Raw genomic sequence first — 17646 nt, forward strand, 5'->3', positions numbered from 1 at the left:
GGTGGGGGTTGCTCGCGCAGTTCCCCGCGCCCCTGAAGGGGCGCTAATCAGCCGCCAGTACGAAGGAAGCCTGTGCCTTTGTGAAGCCCGGGGCCTCTGCCTGCAAGAGGTATGTTCCCGTGCCGGCCGAGCCGGCCGGCGGGGTGGCGCACTGGGGGGCGCTGGGCTTGCGGTCCCACGTGAGGGTGTAGGTGATGCTGCTGGCGGCGGGCACGCGGTACCAGCGGCTCGCCGCCGTCTTCGGGCAGTCGGCCGACGACCAGTAGGTGTCGTCGGCGCTGGCGGCCGTGATCGTGAGGACCGCGTTCTTCGGGCCGAGGTCGATCTTGCAGTCGCTGGACGAGGTGCTCTTCGCCGTGAGTTCGAAGGTCGGCGTCTGCTCCGGCGAGTAGGAGTTGCGCAGGCTCTTCAGGCTCAACGTCACGGCAGCGGCCGTGCAGTTGGGGAGGGTGGACGTCCCCGGCAGGGAGGCGACCGTACCGCCGGAACCCGAGGTCACGTCGCCGCCCGAACCGGACGAGGAACCGGAGGAGCCGGAGGAACCGGCGGAACCCGACGAGGAGTCGCCGCTCGAACCGGCCGAACTCCCGTCCGTGGAACCGGAGCCGGGGCTCGAACCGGTGCTGCTTCCCGAACCGCCGCCGCTGGAGTCGTCCCGTCCGCCGGGTGCCTGGCTGATGGCCGGCCCGCTGCCGGAGGGCCCCGGCGTGATCGTGGACACGGGGTTCTTGCCGTCCGAGCCGTCGGCGTTCTTCTTGCCGCCCCCGCCGCCCGACATCACGATCCATGCGATCAGCAGCGCCAGGACGGCGAGCGTCGACAGCATGGCGACCCTCCGTCGCCAGTAGATGGAGGAGGGAAGCGGCCCGACCGGATTGCGCAGAGATCCCACGGCCCAAACTGTACGAGAGATCCGAGCAGTTCCACGCCCCACCCGCCGCCCAAACCTCAACTTTTCCGGATCATCATTCCGGCAACTCCCCTCGGCCCGGCCCGCCTTCACCACCGGGGACGTCAACCACCCGCCCCGCCGCGGACCACGTCCACCCCACCCGCCGCCGGACGTGGCAGGATCGGAAGGGCCATGACTGAGAAGCTGCACACCCCCGTGATCGCCTGGTTCGACGCCCACGCCCGCGACCTCCCCTGGCGCCGCCCGGAGGCGGGCCCGTGGGGTGTGATGGTCAGCGAGTTCATGTTGCAGCAGACGCCGGTGAGCCGCGTGCTGCCCGTCTACGAGCAGTGGCTCGCCCGCTGGCCGCGCCCCGCCGACCTCGCCGCGGAGGCCCCCGGTGAGGCGGTCCGCGCCTGGGGCCGGCTCGGCTATCCGCGGCGCGCCCTGCGGCTGCACGGCGCCGCCGTCGCCATAACGGAACGGCACGGCGGCGACGTACCGACGGATCACGCGCAGCTGCTCGCCCTGCCCGGCATCGGGGAGTACACGGCGGCTGCCGTCGCCTCCTTCGCCTACGGTCAGCGGCACGCCGTGCTGGACACGAACGTGCGGCGGGTCTTCGCGCGGGCCGTGACCGGGGTGCAGTACCCGCCGAACGCGACCACCGCCGCCGAGCGCCGGCTCGCCCGCGAGCTGCTGCCCGAGGACGAGCGGACCGCCGCCCGCTGGGCCGCCGCCTCCATGGAGCTGGGCGCACTGGTGTGCACGGCGAAGAACGAGACGTGCCGACAGTGCCCGATCGCCGGCGAGTGCGCCTGGCTGCTGGCCGGAAAGCCGGAGCACGAGGGTCCGCCCCGGCGCGGGCAGACGTACGCGGGGACCGACCGGCAGGTGCGCGGCAAGCTGCTCGCCGTGCTGCGCGAGGCGCACACCCCCGTGCCGCAGACGACGCTCGACCGGGTCTGGCACGAGCCGGTGCAACGGGCCCGCGCGCTGGACGGGCTGGTCTCGGACGGGCTGGTGGAGCCGCTCACGGGCGGCCTGTACCGGCTTCCGCTGAGCTGACGTACAGCCACATCACAGCGGAAGGGCCTCTGTTACGGCCCCGACCGTGCGGCAAATCGCGTCATTACCGGGCATACACCTGTGCCCGTTTACCCCGGACCTACTTCCGTTACACAACCGACGGACAGCCGATTGCTACCCGCAGGCTGCTCCGCACAGGCCCGTGACAACAGGTCCGTAGCTTCGTTTCTGTGCCCGCCAGGACCGCGGGACGGCAGGGACTCAGGCACAGGGCCGGGGAAAACGGGGATCGGGAGGCGGTTGATCATGGCGCAGGGCGAGGTGCTCGAATTCGAGGAGTACGTCCGCACTCGGCAGGACGCGCTGCTGCGCAGCGCCCGCCGGCTCGTCCCGGACCCGACGGACGCCCAGGACCTGCTCCAGACCGCGCTGGTCCGGACGTACGGCCGCTGGGAGACCATCGAGGACAAGAAGCTCGCGGACGCCTACCTCCGCCGGGTCATGATCAACACGCGCACCGAGTGGTGGCGGGCCCGGAAGCTGGAGGAGGTCCCGACCGAGCAGCTGCCCGATGCCTGCGTGGAGGACTCCACCGAGCAGCACGCGGACCGCGCGCTCCTTATGGACATCATGAAGGTTCTGGCTCCGAAGCAGCGCAGTGTCGTGGTGCTGCGACACTGGGAGCAGATGTCCACGGAGGAGACGGCCGCCGCCCTCGGCATGTCGGCCGGAACGGTCAAGAGCACGCTGCACCGGGCGCTCGCCCGGCTCCGCGAGGAGCTGGAGTCCCGCGACCTCGACGCACGCGCGCTGGAGCGTGAGGAGCGGGAGCGTTGCGCGGCCTGACCGGCACAGGGCCCAGCCGGGGCCCGGCGAGTGCACAGGCGGTGATCACGGCGACGGCCGTGCTCGCCGCCCTCGCCCTTTTCGCCGCCGCCTGCGGCACCGGCGGCACCGGAGCCCGGGACGAGGGCCCGGCGCACGACGACTCGGCCGGGAACGCCCCGGCCGCCGCCGCACCCTCGCCCAGCCCGTCCCAGACCTACGAGAAGGTCGACGCGGTCGCGCTGGTGAAGGCCGACCCGGCGGTCTCGGCCACGGTGAAGCGCGACCTCACCCCGTGCGCGGGCGACGAGTACCCGGTCGACGTGACCTACGGCGATCTGACCGGCGGCCCCGTCGAGGACGTCGTCGTCAACGTGCTGACCTGCGGGGACGCGGTCGGGGTGGGGGCGTATGTGTACCGCAAGGAGAGCGGCGCGTACAAGAATGTCTTCAAGGCCGAGGAGTCCCCGGTCTACGCGGAGATCGACAAGGGCGATCTGAGCGTGACCAAGCAGGTGTACGAGAAGGGCGACCCGGTGTCGAGCCCGTCCGGTGAGAACGTGATCACCTACAACTGGGCCTCCGGGCGCTTCGTCCAGGAGGACTTCCACCACACCGACTACGGCAACGCGGCGGGCGGCGGCGAGGCCACACCGGTCCCCTCCCCGGCCGACTGACCCCACTCCCCACCCCGCCCCTGTCCCCACCCCCACCGACTACCGAGAGATCCGGGATGGCAGACCAGACCCACGTCCTGTTCGTCGAGGACGACGATGTCATCCGCGAGGCCACCCAGCTCGCCCTGGAGCGGGACGGCTTCGCGGTCACCGCCATGCCCGACGGGCTGTCGGGCCTCGACGCGTTCCGCAGCGACCGGCCCGACATCGCCCTGCTGGACGTGATGGTGCCGGGCCTGGACGGGGTGAGCCTGTGCCGGCGCATCCGCGACGAGTCCACCGTGCCGGTGATCATGCTGTCCGCGCGGGCCGACTCGATCGACGTGGTGCTGGGCCTGGAGGCGGGCGCCGACGACTACGTCACCAAGCCGTTCGACGGAGCCGTGCTGGTCGCCCGGATCCGGGCGGTGCTGCGCCGCTTCGGCCACGCGAGCGGCGCCGACCGGCCGCACGAGGACGCGGCTCCGGTCTCCGGCGGCATCCTCGCCTTCGGCGACCTGGAGATCGACACCGAGGGCATGGAGGTGCGCCGGGCCGGACAGACCGTCGCGCTCACCCCGACCGAGATGCGGCTGCTCCTGGAGTTCTCGTCGGCGCCGGGGACCGTGCTCTCCCGCGACAAGCTGCTCGAACGCGTCTGGGACTACGGCTGGGGCGGGGACACCCGGGTCGTCGACGTCCATGTGCAGCGGCTGCGCACCAAGATCGGCCAGGACCGGATCGAGACGGTCCGCGGTTTCGGCTACAAGTTGAAGGCCTGAACGGGGCGGTCATGCGGGGGTTCACCAGATCCATCCGATACCGGGGTCCGGGGCTGCGCACCGGGCTCCGCTGGAAGCTGAGCGCGGCGATCGCGCTGGTCGGCGCGCTGGTCGCGATCGCGCTGAGCCTGGTGGTGCACAACGCCGCCCGGGTCTCGATGCTGGACAACGCGCGCGAGCTGGCCAACGACCGGCTCCAGCTCGGCCAGCGCAACTACGAGCTGTACGGCAGGGCGAACTTCCCCGACGTCAAGATCGACGACCCGATGCTGCCGCCGGCCCTGCGCGAGCGGGTCGACGCGGGCCGCCGGGCGACCGACGTCATCGACCGCGGACACGGGGCACCGGACATCTGGGCGGCGGTGCAGGCCAAGGACGGGCGGGTGCTGTCCCTGCACAGCACCTTCGCGAACCGCAGCAGCAATGTGCTGAAGGACCTCGACCAGGCCCTCGTCATCGGCTCCATCGCCGTCGTCCTCGGCGGCAGCGCGCTCGGGGTGCTGATCGGCGGGCAGCTCTCGGGGCGGCTGCGCAAGGCGGCGGCCGCGGCCAACCAGGTCGCGCAGGGCGAGCCGGACGTCCGGGTGCGCGAGGCGATCGGCGGGGTGGTCCGGGACGAGACCGACGACCTGGCCCGCGCGGTGGACGCCATGGCGGACGCGTTGCAGCAGCGGCTGGAGGCGGAGCGGCGGGTGACGGCCGACATCGCGCACGAGCTGCGGACGCCGGTGACCGGGCTGCTCACGGCGGCCGAACTCCTCCCGCCCGGCCGCCCGACCGAACTGGTCCTGGACCGGGCGAAGGCGATGCGCACGCTCGTCGAGGACGTCCTGGAGGTGGCCCGGCTCGACAGCGCCTCCGAGCGGGCCGAGCTGCAGGACATCATGCTGGGCGAGTTCGTGTCCCGGCGGGTGGCCGCGAAGGATCCGCGGATCGAGGTGCGGGTGGTGCACGAGTCGGAGGTCACCACCGATCCGCGCCGCCTGGAACGGGTGCTGTTCAACCTGCTGGCCAACGCGGCCCGGCACGGCAGGCCGCCCATCGAGGTGACCGTCGAGGGGCGGGTCATCCGGGTCCGCGACCACGGCCCCGGCTTCCCGGAGAAACTCCTCGCCGACGGCCCGAGCCGCTTCCGCACCGGCAGCGAGGACCGCGCCGGCCAGGGCCACGGCCTCGGCCTCACCATCGCCGCCGGCCAGGCCCGCGTCCTCGGCGCCCGCCTCACCTTCCGCAACGTGCGCCCGGTCGGCGCCCCCGAACACATCCCCTCCGAGGGCGCGGTGGCCGTCCTCTGGCTCCCGGAACACGCCCCGACCGCCACCGGCAGCTACCCGATGCTCCCGGGCCCGGCCCAGGCGGGCCGCTGAGGCTCGGGCTACGGCGCTGAGGCTCTGACCGCGCCGCCGAGGTTTACGCAGCCGGGACGCCGAGACTCTGGCCGCAGCGTTGAGGCTTGCCCAGCCGGGACGCCGCGCGCGCGGCCGGTTCGCGCTTCGACGGCTTGCCCACCGCGCGAGCAAACCGACCGCTCACGGCTCAGGGCCGACCGCCGCGATCCAGGCCGGGCCGACCACGGGGGCTCCGAGCGGGCCGACCGCAGCGACGACTCAGGCGGGACCGCCCACGGGACCCCAGACCGGGCCGACCGCAGCGCCCCAGGCCCGACCGACCACCAGGCTCCAGACCGGGCCGACCGCGGCGACTCACGTCGTGGCCACCAGCAGCTCCTCGCCCCGCGAGGGGCGCAGGTCGTCGGCCCGGGTCGCGAAGTAGCGTCGCGCGAGTTCCTCGGCGGGTACGTGCCGGGTGTCGCGGAAGCCGGCCGCCATGGCGAGGTCCGCGATCCGCGCGGGCGCGTAGAAGCTCAGGAAGGGGGTGCCGGAGGCCCGGGCGCCCCGTTGGGCCACGCGCAGCTGCTCCCGCTGGTCCGGCTCGACGTCCTCGACGGGCCGGAGGAAGGTCGTGACCAGCGTCGATCCGGGGGCGAGCCGGGCGATGTGCCGGAGGGTGGCGGTGAGGGCGTCCTCGGTGAGGTACATGGTGACCCCGGCGGAGGCGACCACGGCCGGCCGCCCCGGATCGAACCCGGCGGCCGTCAGCTGCCCCCACCAGTCCCCCTCGAAGTCCACCGGCACCAGCCGCAGCCACTCGGGCACGCCGTACCCCAGTTCGGTCAGCCGCCGCCGTTTCCACGCCACGGCTCCGGCCCGGTCGGCCTCGAACACCCGCAGCCCGGTCGCGGCGATGTCGTCGGCCCGGCGCTGCGCGAAGGTGTCGAGCCCGGCGCCGAGGACGACGTACTGGCCCACCCCGCGCCCGGCCTCCGCCACCACCAGGTCCTCGACGAAACGGGCCCGGGCCACGATCGACGCCCGGGTCCGCCGGGTCGCCTCGGCGTCCATGTCCGGCCGCGCCCGCCAGTCGTCCCCGGCGGCGGGCCCGGCGAGCCGGAGCCCGACCTCGTCCTCGATGACGTACGGCGGCGCGTCGGCCCGCAGATGCAGCGCACGCCACAGCGCGGTGCGCACGGCGGTGTGGTCGGGCCCGGTCTCCGTGGTCATGCTCAGAACTCCTTGGAGAGGTCGAGCTCCTCGCTGCGCTGGGTCAGCGAGTACCAGTTGCCGTTGTCGTCACGGAAGATCGCCTCGATGCCGTACGGCCGTTCCTTGGGCTCCTGGACGAACTCGACACCGCGCGCGCTGAAGGTCTCGTAGTCCCCCCGGCAGTCGTCGGTGCGGAACGCGCCGGCCCCCATGACCCCCTTGGCGACCAGCTTGCGCAGCGCCGCGGCGGACTCGGGGTCGAGGCCCGGCCCGTCCAGGCGCATCAGGGCGAGTTCGACGCCGGGCTGGCCCTTGGCGCCGACGGTGACCCACCGCATGTCCCCCATGGCGATGTCGTCGCGCACCTCGAAGCCGAGTTTCTCGGTGAAGAAGGCCTTGGTGCGCTGCTGGTCGAAGGTCCACACGGTGGTGATGGCCAGACCCTGGATCATGGCTCGGTACTCCTGCCGGACGGTTGCTGTTCCTGTCCGTCACGGTAGGCAGCGGGGCGCTCGGCGCGCTTCTCGGAAATTGCGCTCCTGCGCGGGAACCCTCCGGCCCAGAGCAGGGCGTAGCAGCCGGGGATGAGGGAGGCGCCGCCGCCGACATGCTCGGCCCGGTACTCGGTGGGGCTGAGCCCCGTCCGTGCCTTGAACGTCGCGGAGAAGGTGCCCAGGCTGCTGAAGCCGACCAGATGGCAGATCTCGGTGACGCCGAGGTCGGCGGCGCGGAGCAGTTCCTCGGCCCGCTCGATCCTGCGGTGCGTCAGGTACTGGCCGGGCGTCTCGCCGTACGCCTCCTTGAAGACGCGCAGGAAGTGGTACCGCGAGTACCCGGCGTGCGCGGCGACCGCGTCCAGGTCCAGGGCGGGGTCGGCCCAGTCCCGGTCCATGGCGTCCTTGGCCCGCCGCAGCTGCCGCATTCTGTCCACACGGCCGATGGTGACACGGGGCACTGACAACAACGCCGGACGGCTGGGGATCCAGCCGTCCGGCGTTCGCCGAGGGGGGTCGTCAGACCGCTTCGACCACCGGCATCGGCGCCGCCTCCTCGGAGGACGCGGACTGCCCGCCCTTGAGCGGCACCTCCTTCACGAAGACCGCCGCCACCAGCACCGCCACCGCGATCACGGCACCGAGCAGGAACGCCGAGTGCGTGCCGGCCGACACCGCGTGCTGGTACGCCTCGCGCGCCGCGGCCGGCAGCTTCGCCAGGCTCTTCGCGTCCAGCTGCGCCGACTGCTCCGTGATCTTGGAGCCCAGCGAACCGGCCCGCTGGGCCATGACGTCCTGGACCCGGTTGTTGAAGATCGCGCCCATGATGGCCACACCGAAGGAGGAGCCGAGCGTCCGGAACAGGGTGGTGGAGGAGGACGCGACGCCCATGTCCTTCATCTCCACGCTGTTCTGCGCGACCAGCATGGTGATCTGCATCAGGCAGCCCATGCCGAGACCGACGACGGCCATGTACACCCCGGAGGTGAACCGGGAGGTGTCGGTGTCCATGGTGGACAGCAGGTAGAGCCCGACGGTCAGCAGCACACCGCCGGCGATCGGGAAGATCTTGTAGCGGCCGCTGCTGGTGGTGACCCGCCCGGCGACCATCGAGGTGACCAGCATCGCGCCGAGCATCGGGAGCAGCAGCAGACCGGAGTTGGTCGCGGACGCGCCCTGCACGGACTGCTGGTAGAGCGGCAGGAACAGGGTGGCGCCGAACATCACGAAGCCCACGATGAAGCCGATGATCGACATCAGGGTGAAGTTGCGGCTGCGGAAGATGTGCAGCGGCACGATCGGCTCGGCGGCCTTGGTCTGCCAGAAGACGAACCCGACCAGGGAGACGACGCCGATGGCGATCAGTTCCATGATCCGCGCGGACGTCCAGGCGTACTCGGAGCCGCCCCAGGTGGTGACCAGCACGATGGAGGTGATGCCGAGGGTCAGCAGGCCGGCGCCCAGGTAGTCGATGCGCGCCTTGTTCCGCTTCCTGGGCAGGTGCAGTACGGCGCTGATGGCGGCCAGCGCGACCACGCCGAGCGGCAGGTTGATGTAGAAGGCCCAGCGCCAGCCCCAGTTGTCGGTGATGGTGCCGCCGACCAGCGGGCCGCCGATCATGGCGAGCGCCATGACGCCGGCCATCATGCCCTGGTACTTGCCGCGCTCGCGGGGCGGCACGAGGTCGCCGATGATCGCCATGACGCCGACCATCAGGCCACCGGCGCCGAGGCCCTGGACGGCCCGGAACCCGATCAGCTGGCCCATGTCCTGGGCCATGCCGCTGAGCGCGGAACCAACCAGGAAGATGACGATGGAGGTCATGAAGGCGCCCTTGCGCCCGTACATGTCACCGAGCTTGCCCCAGAGCGGGGTGGACGCCGCAGTGGCGAGGGTATAGGCGGTCACGACCCACGACAGGTGTTCGAGGCCGCCCAGTTCACCCACGATCGTCGGCATCGCCGTACCCACGATCATGTTGTCGAGCATCGCGAGCATCATCGCGACCATGAGCGCGAGCATCACGACCCGTACGCTCTTCGGCTCCTTCTGCGGCTGCTCGGCCGCTTCCGGTGCCCCGGGTGTCCCCGGAGTCTCCTGGCCGGTACCGGCCGCCTGGGTGTCCGCCATCTCTCCCACTCCCCCCGGCGACAGGTACTTACTTGTCGCCCGGCTAGTTCACTACACTGGGAAGCTAGACCCGTCACTAGCCGGGCGTCAAGTAAGTTTACTAGCCGGGCGGCAAGCAAGTTTCGCGGGAGTGCGAGGAGTAAGAGGATGAGCGTCACCATGGACGGCACCAAGCAGCAGCGCCGCGGGAACACCCGCCAGCGCATCCAGGACGTGGCGCTCGAACTCTTCGCCGAGCAGGGCTACGAGAAGACCTCCCTGCGGGAGATCGCCGAGCGCCTCGACGTGACCAAGGCGGCCCTGTACTACCACTTCAAGACCAAGGAAGAGATCCTGGTCAGCGTCTTCGAGGACCTGACACAGCCGATCCAGGACCTGATCGAGTGGGGCGCGGACCAGCCGCACACCCTGGAGATCAAGCTGGAGATCGTACGGCGCTACAGCCAGGCGCTCTCCGAGGCCGGGCCGCTGTTCCGGTTCATGCAGGAGAACCAGGCGACGGTCCGCGAACTGCGGATCGGCGACACGTTCAAGGACCGGATGCGCGGCCTGCGGAGCATCTTCATCGACCCGGACGCCCCGCTGACCGACCAGGTCCGCTGCATCAGCGCGATGTTCACGCTGCACGCCGGCATGTTCGTGATGCAGGACCTCGAAGGCGACCCCAAGGAGAAGCAGGAAGCCGTCCTCGAAGTCGCCCTGGACCTGGTGACCCAGGCCCACCGGGGTTCCGCCAACCCCGCTTAGACGATCACGCCCTTGGCGCGCAGGAACGCGACGGGGTTGATCGCGGAGCCGTAGTTCGGGGTCGTACGGATCTCGAAGTGCAGGTGCGGGCCGGAGGAGTTGCCGGTGTTGCCGGACCGGGCTATGTGCTGGCCGGTCTTGACGATCTGCCCGATCCTGACGTCGATGCGGGACAGGTGCGCGTACTGCGAGTACTGGCCGTTGCCGTGCTTGATGACGACGGCGTTGCCGTACGCGGGACCGTCGCCGGCGCCGTTGCCGCCGGCCTTGACGACCGTGCCGCCGTGCGCGGCGACCACGTCGGTACCGCTCGGCACGGCGAAGTCCTGGCCGCTGTGCTTGGCGGCCCACATGCCGCCGGCCTGGTTGAAGGTCGCCGAGAGCGTGTACTTCTTCACCGGGTCGACCCAGGCGGCGGCACCGGGGGTGGCGGCCGACGCGACACCCGACCCCACCACGGCCGCGACTCCGACACCGGCGGCCAGAACGGCGGCCCGCTTGCGGAGCGAGGACGTGCGAGGGGTACGGAGAGCGGCGCGCAGGGACATCGGAACCTCGTGGGGTAGACAGCAGGGACCCCCCTCCGGCACCGGCTCACACCGGCAGCCGCCGAACGGGGCATCTCTTGGTAACCCGGAAACCGGCCGACGCCCAAACCCCCTCATCTACGACACCACCTAGTACCTGGGGCAATAATTGACCCTTTCTTGACAGAACCCCCAGGACCGGACAGGCCCGACCCGGCACCGGCGCCTCACGCGGCATCGCGCGGGTAAAGCGCTCGCAAAACGGCGAAAGCTCGCACTATCCACGCTAGTAACGGACATTTCGCCCGTGCGGTATGTCACCGGCTCCCGCGCTCCGCGCCCGCCGATTTGTGACGCACACCTCTGGCTACCTACCCATCGGTAACCCTACGGTTCCCCTCGCGCCACCTGCCCCACTCACCATGCCCCTGACACAACACAGGCAGCCGCACAGACGTGAGAGGACACCCCACACCGATGACCACAGGCACCTGGGCCCGCCGCATATCCGCCACCGCCGTCTCCGTGGCCGCGCTCGCCGGGATGGCCGCCCCGGCCCAGGCAGCGACGGAGAGCAGCTCCGGCACGGTCGACTACGCCACCTGGCAGCAGGACTGCCAGTCCGTGATGGACCAGGCCCTGCCCTACCTGAAGAGCCGGATCGCCGCCGCGAAGCCGGGCGAGAAGCAGGCGATCGTCTTCGACATCGACAACACCACGCTGGAGACCGACTTCGGCTTCAGCTGGCCCCAGCCGGCCAACAAGCCGGTCCTGAACGTCGCCAAGTACGCCCAGGAGCACGGCGTCTCCCTGTTCTTCGTCACGGCCCGCCCGGGGATCATCTACCTCCCCACCGAGTACAACCTCGAACACGACGGCTACCAGGTCTCCGGCCTCTACGTCCGCGGTCTCCTCGACCTCTTCAAGGACGTCGCCGCCTACAAGACCGCCCAGCGCGTCGACATCGAGAACAAGGGCTACGACATCATCGCCAACATCGGCAACAGCGCCACCGACCTCTCGGGCGGCCACGCCGACAAGACGTTCAAGCTGCCGGACTACGACGGCCAGCTGTCCTAGCCCCCCGCTAGGCTCCATCCGTTCGCGCGAATCACGGGGGTGGGCGGATGGAGCCGACGGTACTGGGCGGCAAGCTGGCGTCGAGCCTGATGGGCCCGCTGCTGAAGAAGCTGTTCGTGGCGGACGGCCCGGGCGCGGGCCTGGTGGACCGGCCGGTGCGGCTGAAGAGCCTGGTGTCGTTCAGGGGCGAGAAGCGCGCCCTCGGCGAGAAGGAGGTCGCCCGCCTCGCCGGCCGGCTGGTCGCGGAGGCGATGACCTCCCCCGGCGAACCCCCGTTCCCGCCCGACGAGCAGACGGCCGTCACCGACGCCCTTACCGCGCGGCTCCTCGCCCTCGGCGACCTGGAGATGGACGACGTACAGGCCGTACGACTGGGGCACAAGGAACTGGCCGGGCGGCTGGCGGACAACGGCCCCCTCGCCGGCCTCTACCTCTCCGCCGACTCCGTCCTCTTCCTCGACTCCGCCACGGAGTGGTCCTGCCTCCAGATCCTGGAGTTCTTCACCCGCCGCTCCACCTTCGTAGCCCGCACCCTCGTCGAGCAGACCCGCTCCCAGGCCGAACTGATCGCCAGGATCGACGAGTTGATCGCCCGCGCGCCCCGCCCCGACGCCCGCGACACCGCCTTCGAGCGCCGCTACCTCCCGTACATCGCCGAACACCACAACCACATCACCATCTACGGCATCGACCTGCGCGACTCCCCGGACCGCTGGCCCCTCGAAGTGGCCTATCTGAGCCTGGAGGCGACGACCGCCGAGAAGCCCGGCGACCGGCCGGAGGCCGACCACCTCGCGCCCGTCACCCTCCAGCTGCCGGCCGAGGAGGCCATGCGCGGCCACGACCGCGTGCTGCTGCGCGGCGACGCGGGTTCCGGCAAGACCACCCTCGTCCAGTGGCTCGCGGTGACCACCGCGCGCACCGGCGACCGCATCCCGTACGTGCTCCCCCTGCGCACCCTGATACGCGCGGGCGCGCTGCCCGCCCCGCCCGCCTTCCTGACCGCCGTCGGCTGCCCGCTCACACCCCCCGAGGGCTGGACGGAACGCGTCCTGACGGCCGGCCGGGGCCTGGTCCTGGTCGACGGCCTGGACGAGATCCCGGCGGCCGACCGCCGGCGCACCCGCGACTGGCTGCTCGCCCTGATCCGCGCGTTCCCGGGCAACCGCTGGATGCTGACCTCCCGCCCCACCGCCGTACGCCCCGACTGGCTCACCGCCGAGGGCTTCCGCGAACTGACGCTGGCCCCCATGCGCCGCACGGACGTCACGACCTTCGTGGACCGCTGGCACGCGGCGGCCCAGGCCCCGCAGTTCAAGGGCCCCCTCCTCGACTCCCTCCGCACCAAACGCGACCTGGCCCGCCTCGCCACCAACCCCCTGATGTGCGGCCTGATCTGCGCCCTGCACCGCGAACGCCGGGGCTACCTCCCCACCGGCCGCAAGGAGTTGTACGACGCCGCCCTCGCGATGCTGCTGACCCGCCGGGACCGGGAGCGGGGCATGGGGGCGGTGGACGAGGTCGAGCTGAGCGAGGACGCCCAGCTGGAACTCCTCCAACGCCTTGCCTACGCGCTGGTGCTGAGCGGTCGCACGGAGACGGAGGTGGAGACGGCCGAGGGGATCGTGGAGCGCTGCCTGCCGGCGCTCGCGCTGCCGGGAAGGCAGGCGGACGCCCCCACCGTCCTCCGTACCCTGCTGCTGCGCAGCGGCCTGGTCCGCCAACCGGCCGACGGTGTGCTGGACTTCGTCCACCGCACCTTCCAGGACTACCTGGGCGCGCGGTGCGCGGTGGAGGAGGGCCACCTGGACGTCCTCGCGAGCCACGCGGCCGACGCCCAGTGGGAGGACGTGATCCGCATGGCCGTGGCCCACGCCCGGTCCCGCGAACGCGCCTCGCTGCTCCGCCGGCTGCTGACCCACGACACCCCTCGGCTGACCCTGCTGGCACTGGCCTGCCTGGAGCACGCGACAGCGTTGGATCCGGGGGTGCGGGCGGAGGTGGAGCAACGGGCGGCGGCGCTGATACCGCCGCGTACGAACGAGGACGCGAAGCTCCTGGCGGAGGCGGGCCCCCTGGTGCTGGAGCTGCTGCCGGGGCCGGAGGGGCTGAGCGACGCGGAGGCGCTGGGAGTCACGGTCACGGCGTCGGTGCTGGGCGAGGAGGAGCCGACGGGGGCACTGGGGGTGCTGCGGAGATTCCGGGAGCACGCGGACCTGGATGTGCGACGCCAGCTCGTCGGCACATGGGGTCGTTTCGAGACCGAGGAGTACGCCAGGGAGGTGCTGGACCACCTGGACCGCGAACAGCTCTTCCTGACCTGCGACTCGACCGAGCAGTTGACGGCGCTGGCCCGGATGCGGCACTGGGAGAGCCTGGACCTCCGCGGTGAACGCCGGGGCGAGGAGATCCACCTCGCGGTACCGGCCCCCGAGGCGGTGACCGGCCTGCAGGTGCGGGACAACCCTCTGCTCCGGGACCTGAGCGCACTCCTGCCGTTCAGCTCCCTCAACAACCTGACGTTGTTCGACTGCCCGGCCGCGCGCGGCCTCGCCGACCTCGCGGAACTTCCTCTCACCTATCTCAACTGTGCGGGAATCCCGGATCTGACCGGTCTCGGTTCGCTGCGCACCCTTGAGCATCTGTATCTGCAGCAGGAAATCCCGGCCGAGAGTCTCACCGACCTCCTGCCCCTCGATGCCCCGCTGGGATCCCTGCTCCTGGGCAGCGGCAGCACCACGCACACAGGGCTGCGCGGCCTGCGGCACTGGACGAGTCTCCGGCAACTCGTCCTCTACTCGGTCCTGACCCCGCTGACAGCCGACGACTGGCAGTCCCTGGCCGAGCTTCCCGAGCTGACACACGTCTCCCTGGACGTGCGGATCGTCACCGACTTCCCCGAGTCCGCCGAGACCATGCCCGAGTTGCCGGGGATCGAGGCGCTCGCCGTCTCCGTACTCAACGGCCACGAGGATCTTTCCGGGCTGGCTTCCCGGCTGCCGGGCCTTCGTCAGGTGACCCTGACCTGCGCCGCCTACAGGAACCTCGCCGTCGACCGCTATACGGCCCTCTTCCCGAACGCCACCGTCATCATGAACCACATCTGAGCAACGCGAAGGGGCCGGTGCTCCGAAAAGCACCGGCCCCTCACTCGGCGAACCCCCGAAGGGCTACGCCTCCTTGCTCAGGTTCGGACCGGCGCCGCCGGCCGCCTGCTCGATCGGCGGGACGTCGGGCAGGGCCGACTTCTCCTCGCCGCGGAAGGTGAAGGTCGCGGAGTCGCCCTCGCCCTCCGTGTCGACGACCACGATGTGACCGGGGCGCAGCTCGCCGAAGAGGATCTTCTCCGAGAGCGTGTCCTCGACCTCGCGCTGGATCGTGCGACGCAGCGGTCGCGCGCCCAGCACCGGGTCGTAGCCCTTCTTGGACAGCAGCTCCTTGGCGGACTGGGAGAGCTCGATGCCCATGTCCCGGTCCTTCAGGCGCTCGTCCACCTTGCCGATCATCAGGTCGACGATCCGCAGGATGTCCTCCTGCGTCAGCTGCGGGAAGACGACCACGTCGTCGACGCGGTTGAGGAACTCGGGCCGGAAGTGCTGCTTGAGCTCGTCCTGGACCTTGTTCTTCATGCGCTCGTAGTTGGTCTTCGTGTCACCCGAGGCCGCGAAGCCCAGGTTGAAGCCCTTGGAGATGTCCCGGGTGCCGAGGTTGGTCGTCATGATGATGACCGTGTTCTTGAAGTCCACGACCCGGCCCTGGGAGTCGGTCAGGCGACCGTCCTCCAGGATCTGCAGCAGCGAGTTGAAGATGTCCGGGTGGGCCTTCTCGACCTCGTCGAAGAGGACGACGGAGAACGGCTTGCGGCGGACCTTCTCGGTCAGCTGGCCGCCCTCTTCGTAGCCCACGTAGCCGGGGGGCGAACCGAAGAGACGGGAGACCGTGTGCTTCTCGCTGAACTCCGACATGTCGAGGGAGATCAGCGCGTCCTCGTCACCGAAGAGGAACTCGGCGAGCGCCTTGGACAGCTCGGTCTTACCGACACCGGACGGGCCGGCGAAGATGAACGAGCCACCGGGGCGCTTCGGGTCCTTCAGACCGGCACGCGTACGGCGGATCGCCTTCGACAGCGCCTTGACGGCGTCGACCTGGCCGATGACCCGCTTGTGGAGCTCGTCCTCCATGCGCAGCAGACGCGAGGACTCCTCCTCGGTCAGCTTGAAGACCGGGATGCCGGTGGCCGTGGCGAGGACCTCGGCGATCAGCTCGCCGTCGACCTCGGCGACGACGTCCATGTCGCCGGCCTTCCACTCCTTCTCCCGCTTGGCCTTGGCGGCCAGGAGCTGCTTCTCCTTGTCGCGGAGGGAGGCGGCCTTCTCGAAGTCCTGCGAGTCGATCGCGGACTCCTTGTCCCGGCGGACGGCGGCGATCTTCTCGTCGAACTCGCGCAGGTCCGGCGGCGCGGTCATCCGGCGGATGCGCATCCGGGAGCCGGCCTCGTCGATCAGGTCGATCGCCTTGTCCGGCAGGAAGCGGTCCGAGATGTAGCGGTCGGCCAGGGTGGCCGCCTGGACCAGCGCCTCGTCCGTGATGGAGACCCGGTGGTGGGCCTCGTACCGGTCACGCAGACCCTTGAGGATCTCGATCGTGTGCGGCAGGGACGGCTCGGCGACCTGGATGGGCTGGAAGCGGCGCTCGAGGGCCGCGTCCTTCTCCAGGTGCTTGCGGTACTCGTCCAGGGTGGTGGCACCGATGGTCTGCAGCTCACCGCGGGCCAGCATCGGCTTCAGGATCGAAGCGGCGTCGATGGCGCCCTCGGCGGCACCCGCACCGACCAGCGTGTGCAGCTCGTCGATGAACAGGATGATGTCACCGCGGGTGCGGATCTCCTTGAGCACCTTCTTCAGGCGCTCCTCGAAGTCACCGCGGTAGCGGGAGCCGGCGACCAGGGCGCCGAGGTCCAGGGTGTAGAGGTGCTTGTCCTTGAGGGTCTCGGGCACCTCGCCCTTGACGATGGCCTGGGCGAGGCCCTCGACGACGGCGGTCTTGCCGACGCCGGGCTCACCGATCAGGACCGGGTTGTTCTTGGTACGGCGGGACAGCACCTGCATGACCCGCTCGATCTCCTTCTCGCGCCCGATGACCGGGTCGAGCTTGGACTCACGAGCGGCCTGGGTGAGGTTCCGGCCGAACTGGTCGAGGACCAGGGACGTCGAGGGGGTGCCCTCGGCAGGGCCGCCCGCGGTGGCGGTCTCCTTGCCCTGGTAGCCGGAGAGCAGCTGGATGACCTGCTGCCGCACCCGGTTGAGATCGGCGCCCAGCTTGACCAGGACCTGGGCGGCGACGCCCTCGCCCTCACGGATCAGGCCGAGCAGGATGTGCTCCGTGCCGATGTAGTTGTGGCCGAGCTGAAGGGCCTCCCGGAGCGAGAGCTCCAGGACCTTCTTGGCACGGGGGGTGAAGGGGATGTGCCCGGACGGGGCCTGCTGGCCCTGGCCGATGATCTCCTCCACCTGCTGGCGGACCGCCTCGAGCGAAATCCCGAGGCTCTCAAGGGCCTTGGCGGCGACACCCTCACCCTCGTGGATCAGGCCCAGGAGGATGTGCTCGGTGCCGATGTAGTTGTGGTTGAGCATCCGGGCTTCTTCCTGAGCCAGGACGACAACCCGCCGCGCGCGGTCGGTGAACCTCTCGAACATCGTTAATCGCTCCTCAGAGCGGTCAGGCAGTGGGGGGAACTTCCCCTCCCTGTCCTTCCGCAGCTTAGTCCCGCAAGCGGGGACCGCTCATTCCAACTGCCGACACCGTCGATGGCCTCCTGACCCCGAACGCCGACATCTGCTCCAACCCGATGGTGCGAGACGATGTTCCCGCAGGCCAGGCAGTTACCCCTTCCGTCAGTACGCCGATGGCGAACGTGAGACGGCCTCGCATGCGTGTCGCC

The 17646-nt window shown here is 70.6% G+C and carries 15 protein-coding genes; 8 read left to right on the plus strand and 7 right to left on the minus strand.

Annotated elements, in window-relative coordinates; translation table 11 throughout:
• Positions 1–43 precede the first annotated feature (43 nt).
• Positions 44–892 (minus strand): hypothetical protein, encoded by an 849-nt coding sequence (locus ACGFZS_RS06435; RefSeq protein WP_393794142.1) that lies wholly within the window; start codon positions 890–892, stop codon positions 44–46.
• Between the two features lie 192 nt (positions 893–1084).
• Here ACGFZS_RS06435 and ACGFZS_RS06440 point away from each other — a divergent pair, with 192 nt between their 5' ends.
• The 5 genes from ACGFZS_RS06440 (at position 1085) to cseC (ending at position 5551) form a co-directional block, all read left to right on the plus strand.
• Positions 1085–1960, plus strand: coding sequence for an A/G-specific adenine glycosylase (locus ACGFZS_RS06440; RefSeq protein ID WP_355722159.1), 876 nt, complete (start codon positions 1085–1087; stop codon positions 1958–1960).
• Positions 1961–2227: 267 nt separating this feature from the next.
• Entirely contained in the window at positions 2228–2767 is a 540-nt protein-coding gene (locus ACGFZS_RS06445) for a SigE family RNA polymerase sigma factor (RefSeq protein ID WP_217559609.1), read from the plus strand.
• Entirely contained in the window at positions 2755–3423 is a 669-nt protein-coding gene (locus ACGFZS_RS06450; protein WP_393794143.1) for a hypothetical protein, read from the plus strand. The genes ACGFZS_RS06445 and ACGFZS_RS06450 overlap by 13 nt, the downstream gene beginning before the upstream one ends.
• A gap of 56 nt (positions 3424–3479) precedes the next feature.
• Entirely contained in the window at positions 3480–4184 is a 705-nt protein-coding gene (gene cseB, locus ACGFZS_RS06455) for a two-component system response regulator CseB (RefSeq protein WP_355722164.1), read from the plus strand.
• Positions 4185–4195: 11 nt separating this feature from the next.
• Complete coding sequence (gene cseC / locus ACGFZS_RS06460; protein WP_359225491.1) at positions 4196–5551, plus strand: two-component system sensor histidine kinase CseC; 1356 nt, start codon at positions 4196–4198, stop codon at positions 5549–5551.
• Between the two features lie 336 nt (positions 5552–5887).
• On the opposite strand, the gene ACGFZS_RS06465 is transcribed toward cseC, so the two are convergent.
• The 4 genes from ACGFZS_RS06465 to ACGFZS_RS06480 all read right to left on the minus strand — a co-directional run bounded on the left by ACGFZS_RS06465 (position 5888) and on the right by ACGFZS_RS06480 (position 9351).
• Positions 5888–6745 (minus strand): class I SAM-dependent methyltransferase, encoded by an 858-nt coding sequence (locus ACGFZS_RS06465; RefSeq protein WP_393794144.1) that lies wholly within the window; start codon positions 6743–6745, stop codon positions 5888–5890.
• A 2-nt stretch (positions 6746–6747) separates the two neighbouring features.
• Complete coding sequence (locus ACGFZS_RS06470; RefSeq protein ID WP_393660029.1) at positions 6748–7179, minus strand: VOC family protein; 432 nt, start codon at positions 7177–7179, stop codon at positions 6748–6750.
• On the minus strand, positions 7176–7649 hold the full coding sequence (locus tag ACGFZS_RS06475; RefSeq protein WP_393794859.1) for a helix-turn-helix transcriptional regulator: 474 nt from the start codon (positions 7647–7649) through the stop codon (positions 7176–7178). Before ACGFZS_RS06475 ends, ACGFZS_RS06470 begins: the two co-directional genes overlap by 4 nt.
• 91 nt (positions 7650–7740) lie before the next feature.
• A complete protein-coding gene (locus ACGFZS_RS06480) occupies positions 7741–9351 on the minus strand; it encodes an MDR family MFS transporter (RefSeq protein WP_393794145.1) in 1611 nt (536 codons plus the stop codon).
• Positions 9352–9498: 147 nt separating this feature from the next.
• On the opposite strand from ACGFZS_RS06480, the gene ACGFZS_RS06485 reads away from it, so the two are divergent.
• Positions 9499–10098: a TetR/AcrR family transcriptional regulator gene (locus ACGFZS_RS06485; protein WP_393794146.1), complete on the plus strand. Its 600-nt coding sequence runs from the start codon at positions 9499–9501 to the stop codon at positions 10096–10098.
• On the opposite strand, the gene ACGFZS_RS06490 is transcribed toward ACGFZS_RS06485, so the two are convergent.
• Positions 10095–10646, minus strand: coding sequence for a M23 family metallopeptidase (locus ACGFZS_RS06490; protein WP_393547270.1), 552 nt, complete (start codon positions 10644–10646; stop codon positions 10095–10097). The genes ACGFZS_RS06485 and ACGFZS_RS06490 overlap by 4 nt on opposite strands.
• A 456-nt stretch (positions 10647–11102) precedes the next feature.
• On the opposite strand from ACGFZS_RS06490, the gene ACGFZS_RS06495 reads away from it, so the two are divergent.
• Together ACGFZS_RS06495 and ACGFZS_RS06500 are read left to right on the plus strand one after the other, a co-directional pair.
• Positions 11103–11705 (plus strand): HAD family acid phosphatase, encoded by a 603-nt coding sequence (locus tag ACGFZS_RS06495; protein ID WP_393794147.1) that lies wholly within the window; start codon positions 11103–11105, stop codon positions 11703–11705.
• 47 nt (positions 11706–11752) lie between these two features.
• Positions 11753–14812 carry an NACHT domain-containing protein gene (locus ACGFZS_RS06500; protein ID WP_393794148.1) on the plus strand — a complete coding sequence of 1020 codons (3060 nt, stop codon included), beginning with the start codon at positions 11753–11755 and terminating at the stop codon, positions 14810–14812.
• A 63-nt stretch (positions 14813–14875) separates the two neighbouring features.
• Here ACGFZS_RS06500 and ACGFZS_RS06505 read toward each other — a convergent pair whose 3' ends face one another.
• Entirely contained in the window at positions 14876–17401 is a 2526-nt protein-coding gene (locus ACGFZS_RS06505) for an ATP-dependent Clp protease ATP-binding subunit (protein ID WP_355722186.1), read from the minus strand.
• Between the last annotated feature and the right edge of the window lie 245 nt (positions 17402–17646).

It is taken from the genome of Streptomyces sp. NPDC048288 (assembly GCF_043201555.1).
Lineage (GTDB): Bacteria > Actinomycetota > Actinomycetes > Streptomycetales > Streptomycetaceae > Streptomyces.

Excerpts from the sequence above, each read along its gene's own strand:
- ACGFZS_RS06445 (WP_217559609.1), top strand. The coding sequence starts at position 2,228 with ATGGCGCAGGGCGAGGTGCTCGAATTCGAGGAGTACGTCCGCACTCGG.
- ACGFZS_RS06495 (WP_393794147.1), top strand. The coding sequence starts at position 11,103 with ATGACCACAGGCACCTGGGCCCGCCGCATATCCGCCACCGCCGTCTCC.
- cseB (WP_355722164.1), top strand. The coding sequence starts at position 3,480 with ATGGCAGACCAGACCCACGTCCTGTTCGTCGAGGACGACGATGTCATC.
- ACGFZS_RS06500 (WP_393794148.1), top strand. The coding sequence starts at position 11,753 with ATGGAGCCGACGGTACTGGGCGGCAAGCTGGCGTCGAGCCTGATGGGC.
- ACGFZS_RS06480 (WP_393794145.1), bottom strand. The coding sequence starts at position 9,351 with ATGGCGGACACCCAGGCGGCCGGTACCGGCCAGGAGACTCCGGGGACA.
- ACGFZS_RS06490 (WP_393547270.1), bottom strand. The coding sequence starts at position 10,646 with ATGTCCCTGCGCGCCGCTCTCCGTACCCCTCGCACGTCCTCGCTCCGC.
- cseC (WP_359225491.1), top strand. The coding sequence starts at position 4,196 with ATGCGGGGGTTCACCAGATCCATCCGATACCGGGGTCCGGGGCTGCGC.
- ACGFZS_RS06440 (WP_355722159.1), top strand. The coding sequence starts at position 1,085 with ATGACTGAGAAGCTGCACACCCCCGTGATCGCCTGGTTCGACGCCCAC.
- ACGFZS_RS06485 (WP_393794146.1), top strand. The coding sequence starts at position 9,499 with ATGAGCGTCACCATGGACGGCACCAAGCAGCAGCGCCGCGGGAACACC.
- ACGFZS_RS06465 (WP_393794144.1), bottom strand. The coding sequence starts at position 6,745 with ATGACCACGGAGACCGGGCCCGACCACACCGCCGTGCGCACCGCGCTG.
- ACGFZS_RS06505 (WP_355722186.1), bottom strand. The coding sequence starts at position 17,401 with ATGTTCGAGAGGTTCACCGACCGCGCGCGGCGGGTTGTCGTCCTGGCT.
- ACGFZS_RS06475 (WP_393794859.1), bottom strand. The coding sequence starts at position 7,649 with ATGCGGCAGCTGCGGCGGGCCAAGGACGCCATGGACCGGGACTGGGCC.
- ACGFZS_RS06470 (WP_393660029.1), bottom strand. The coding sequence starts at position 7,179 with ATGATCCAGGGTCTGGCCATCACCACCGTGTGGACCTTCGACCAGCAG.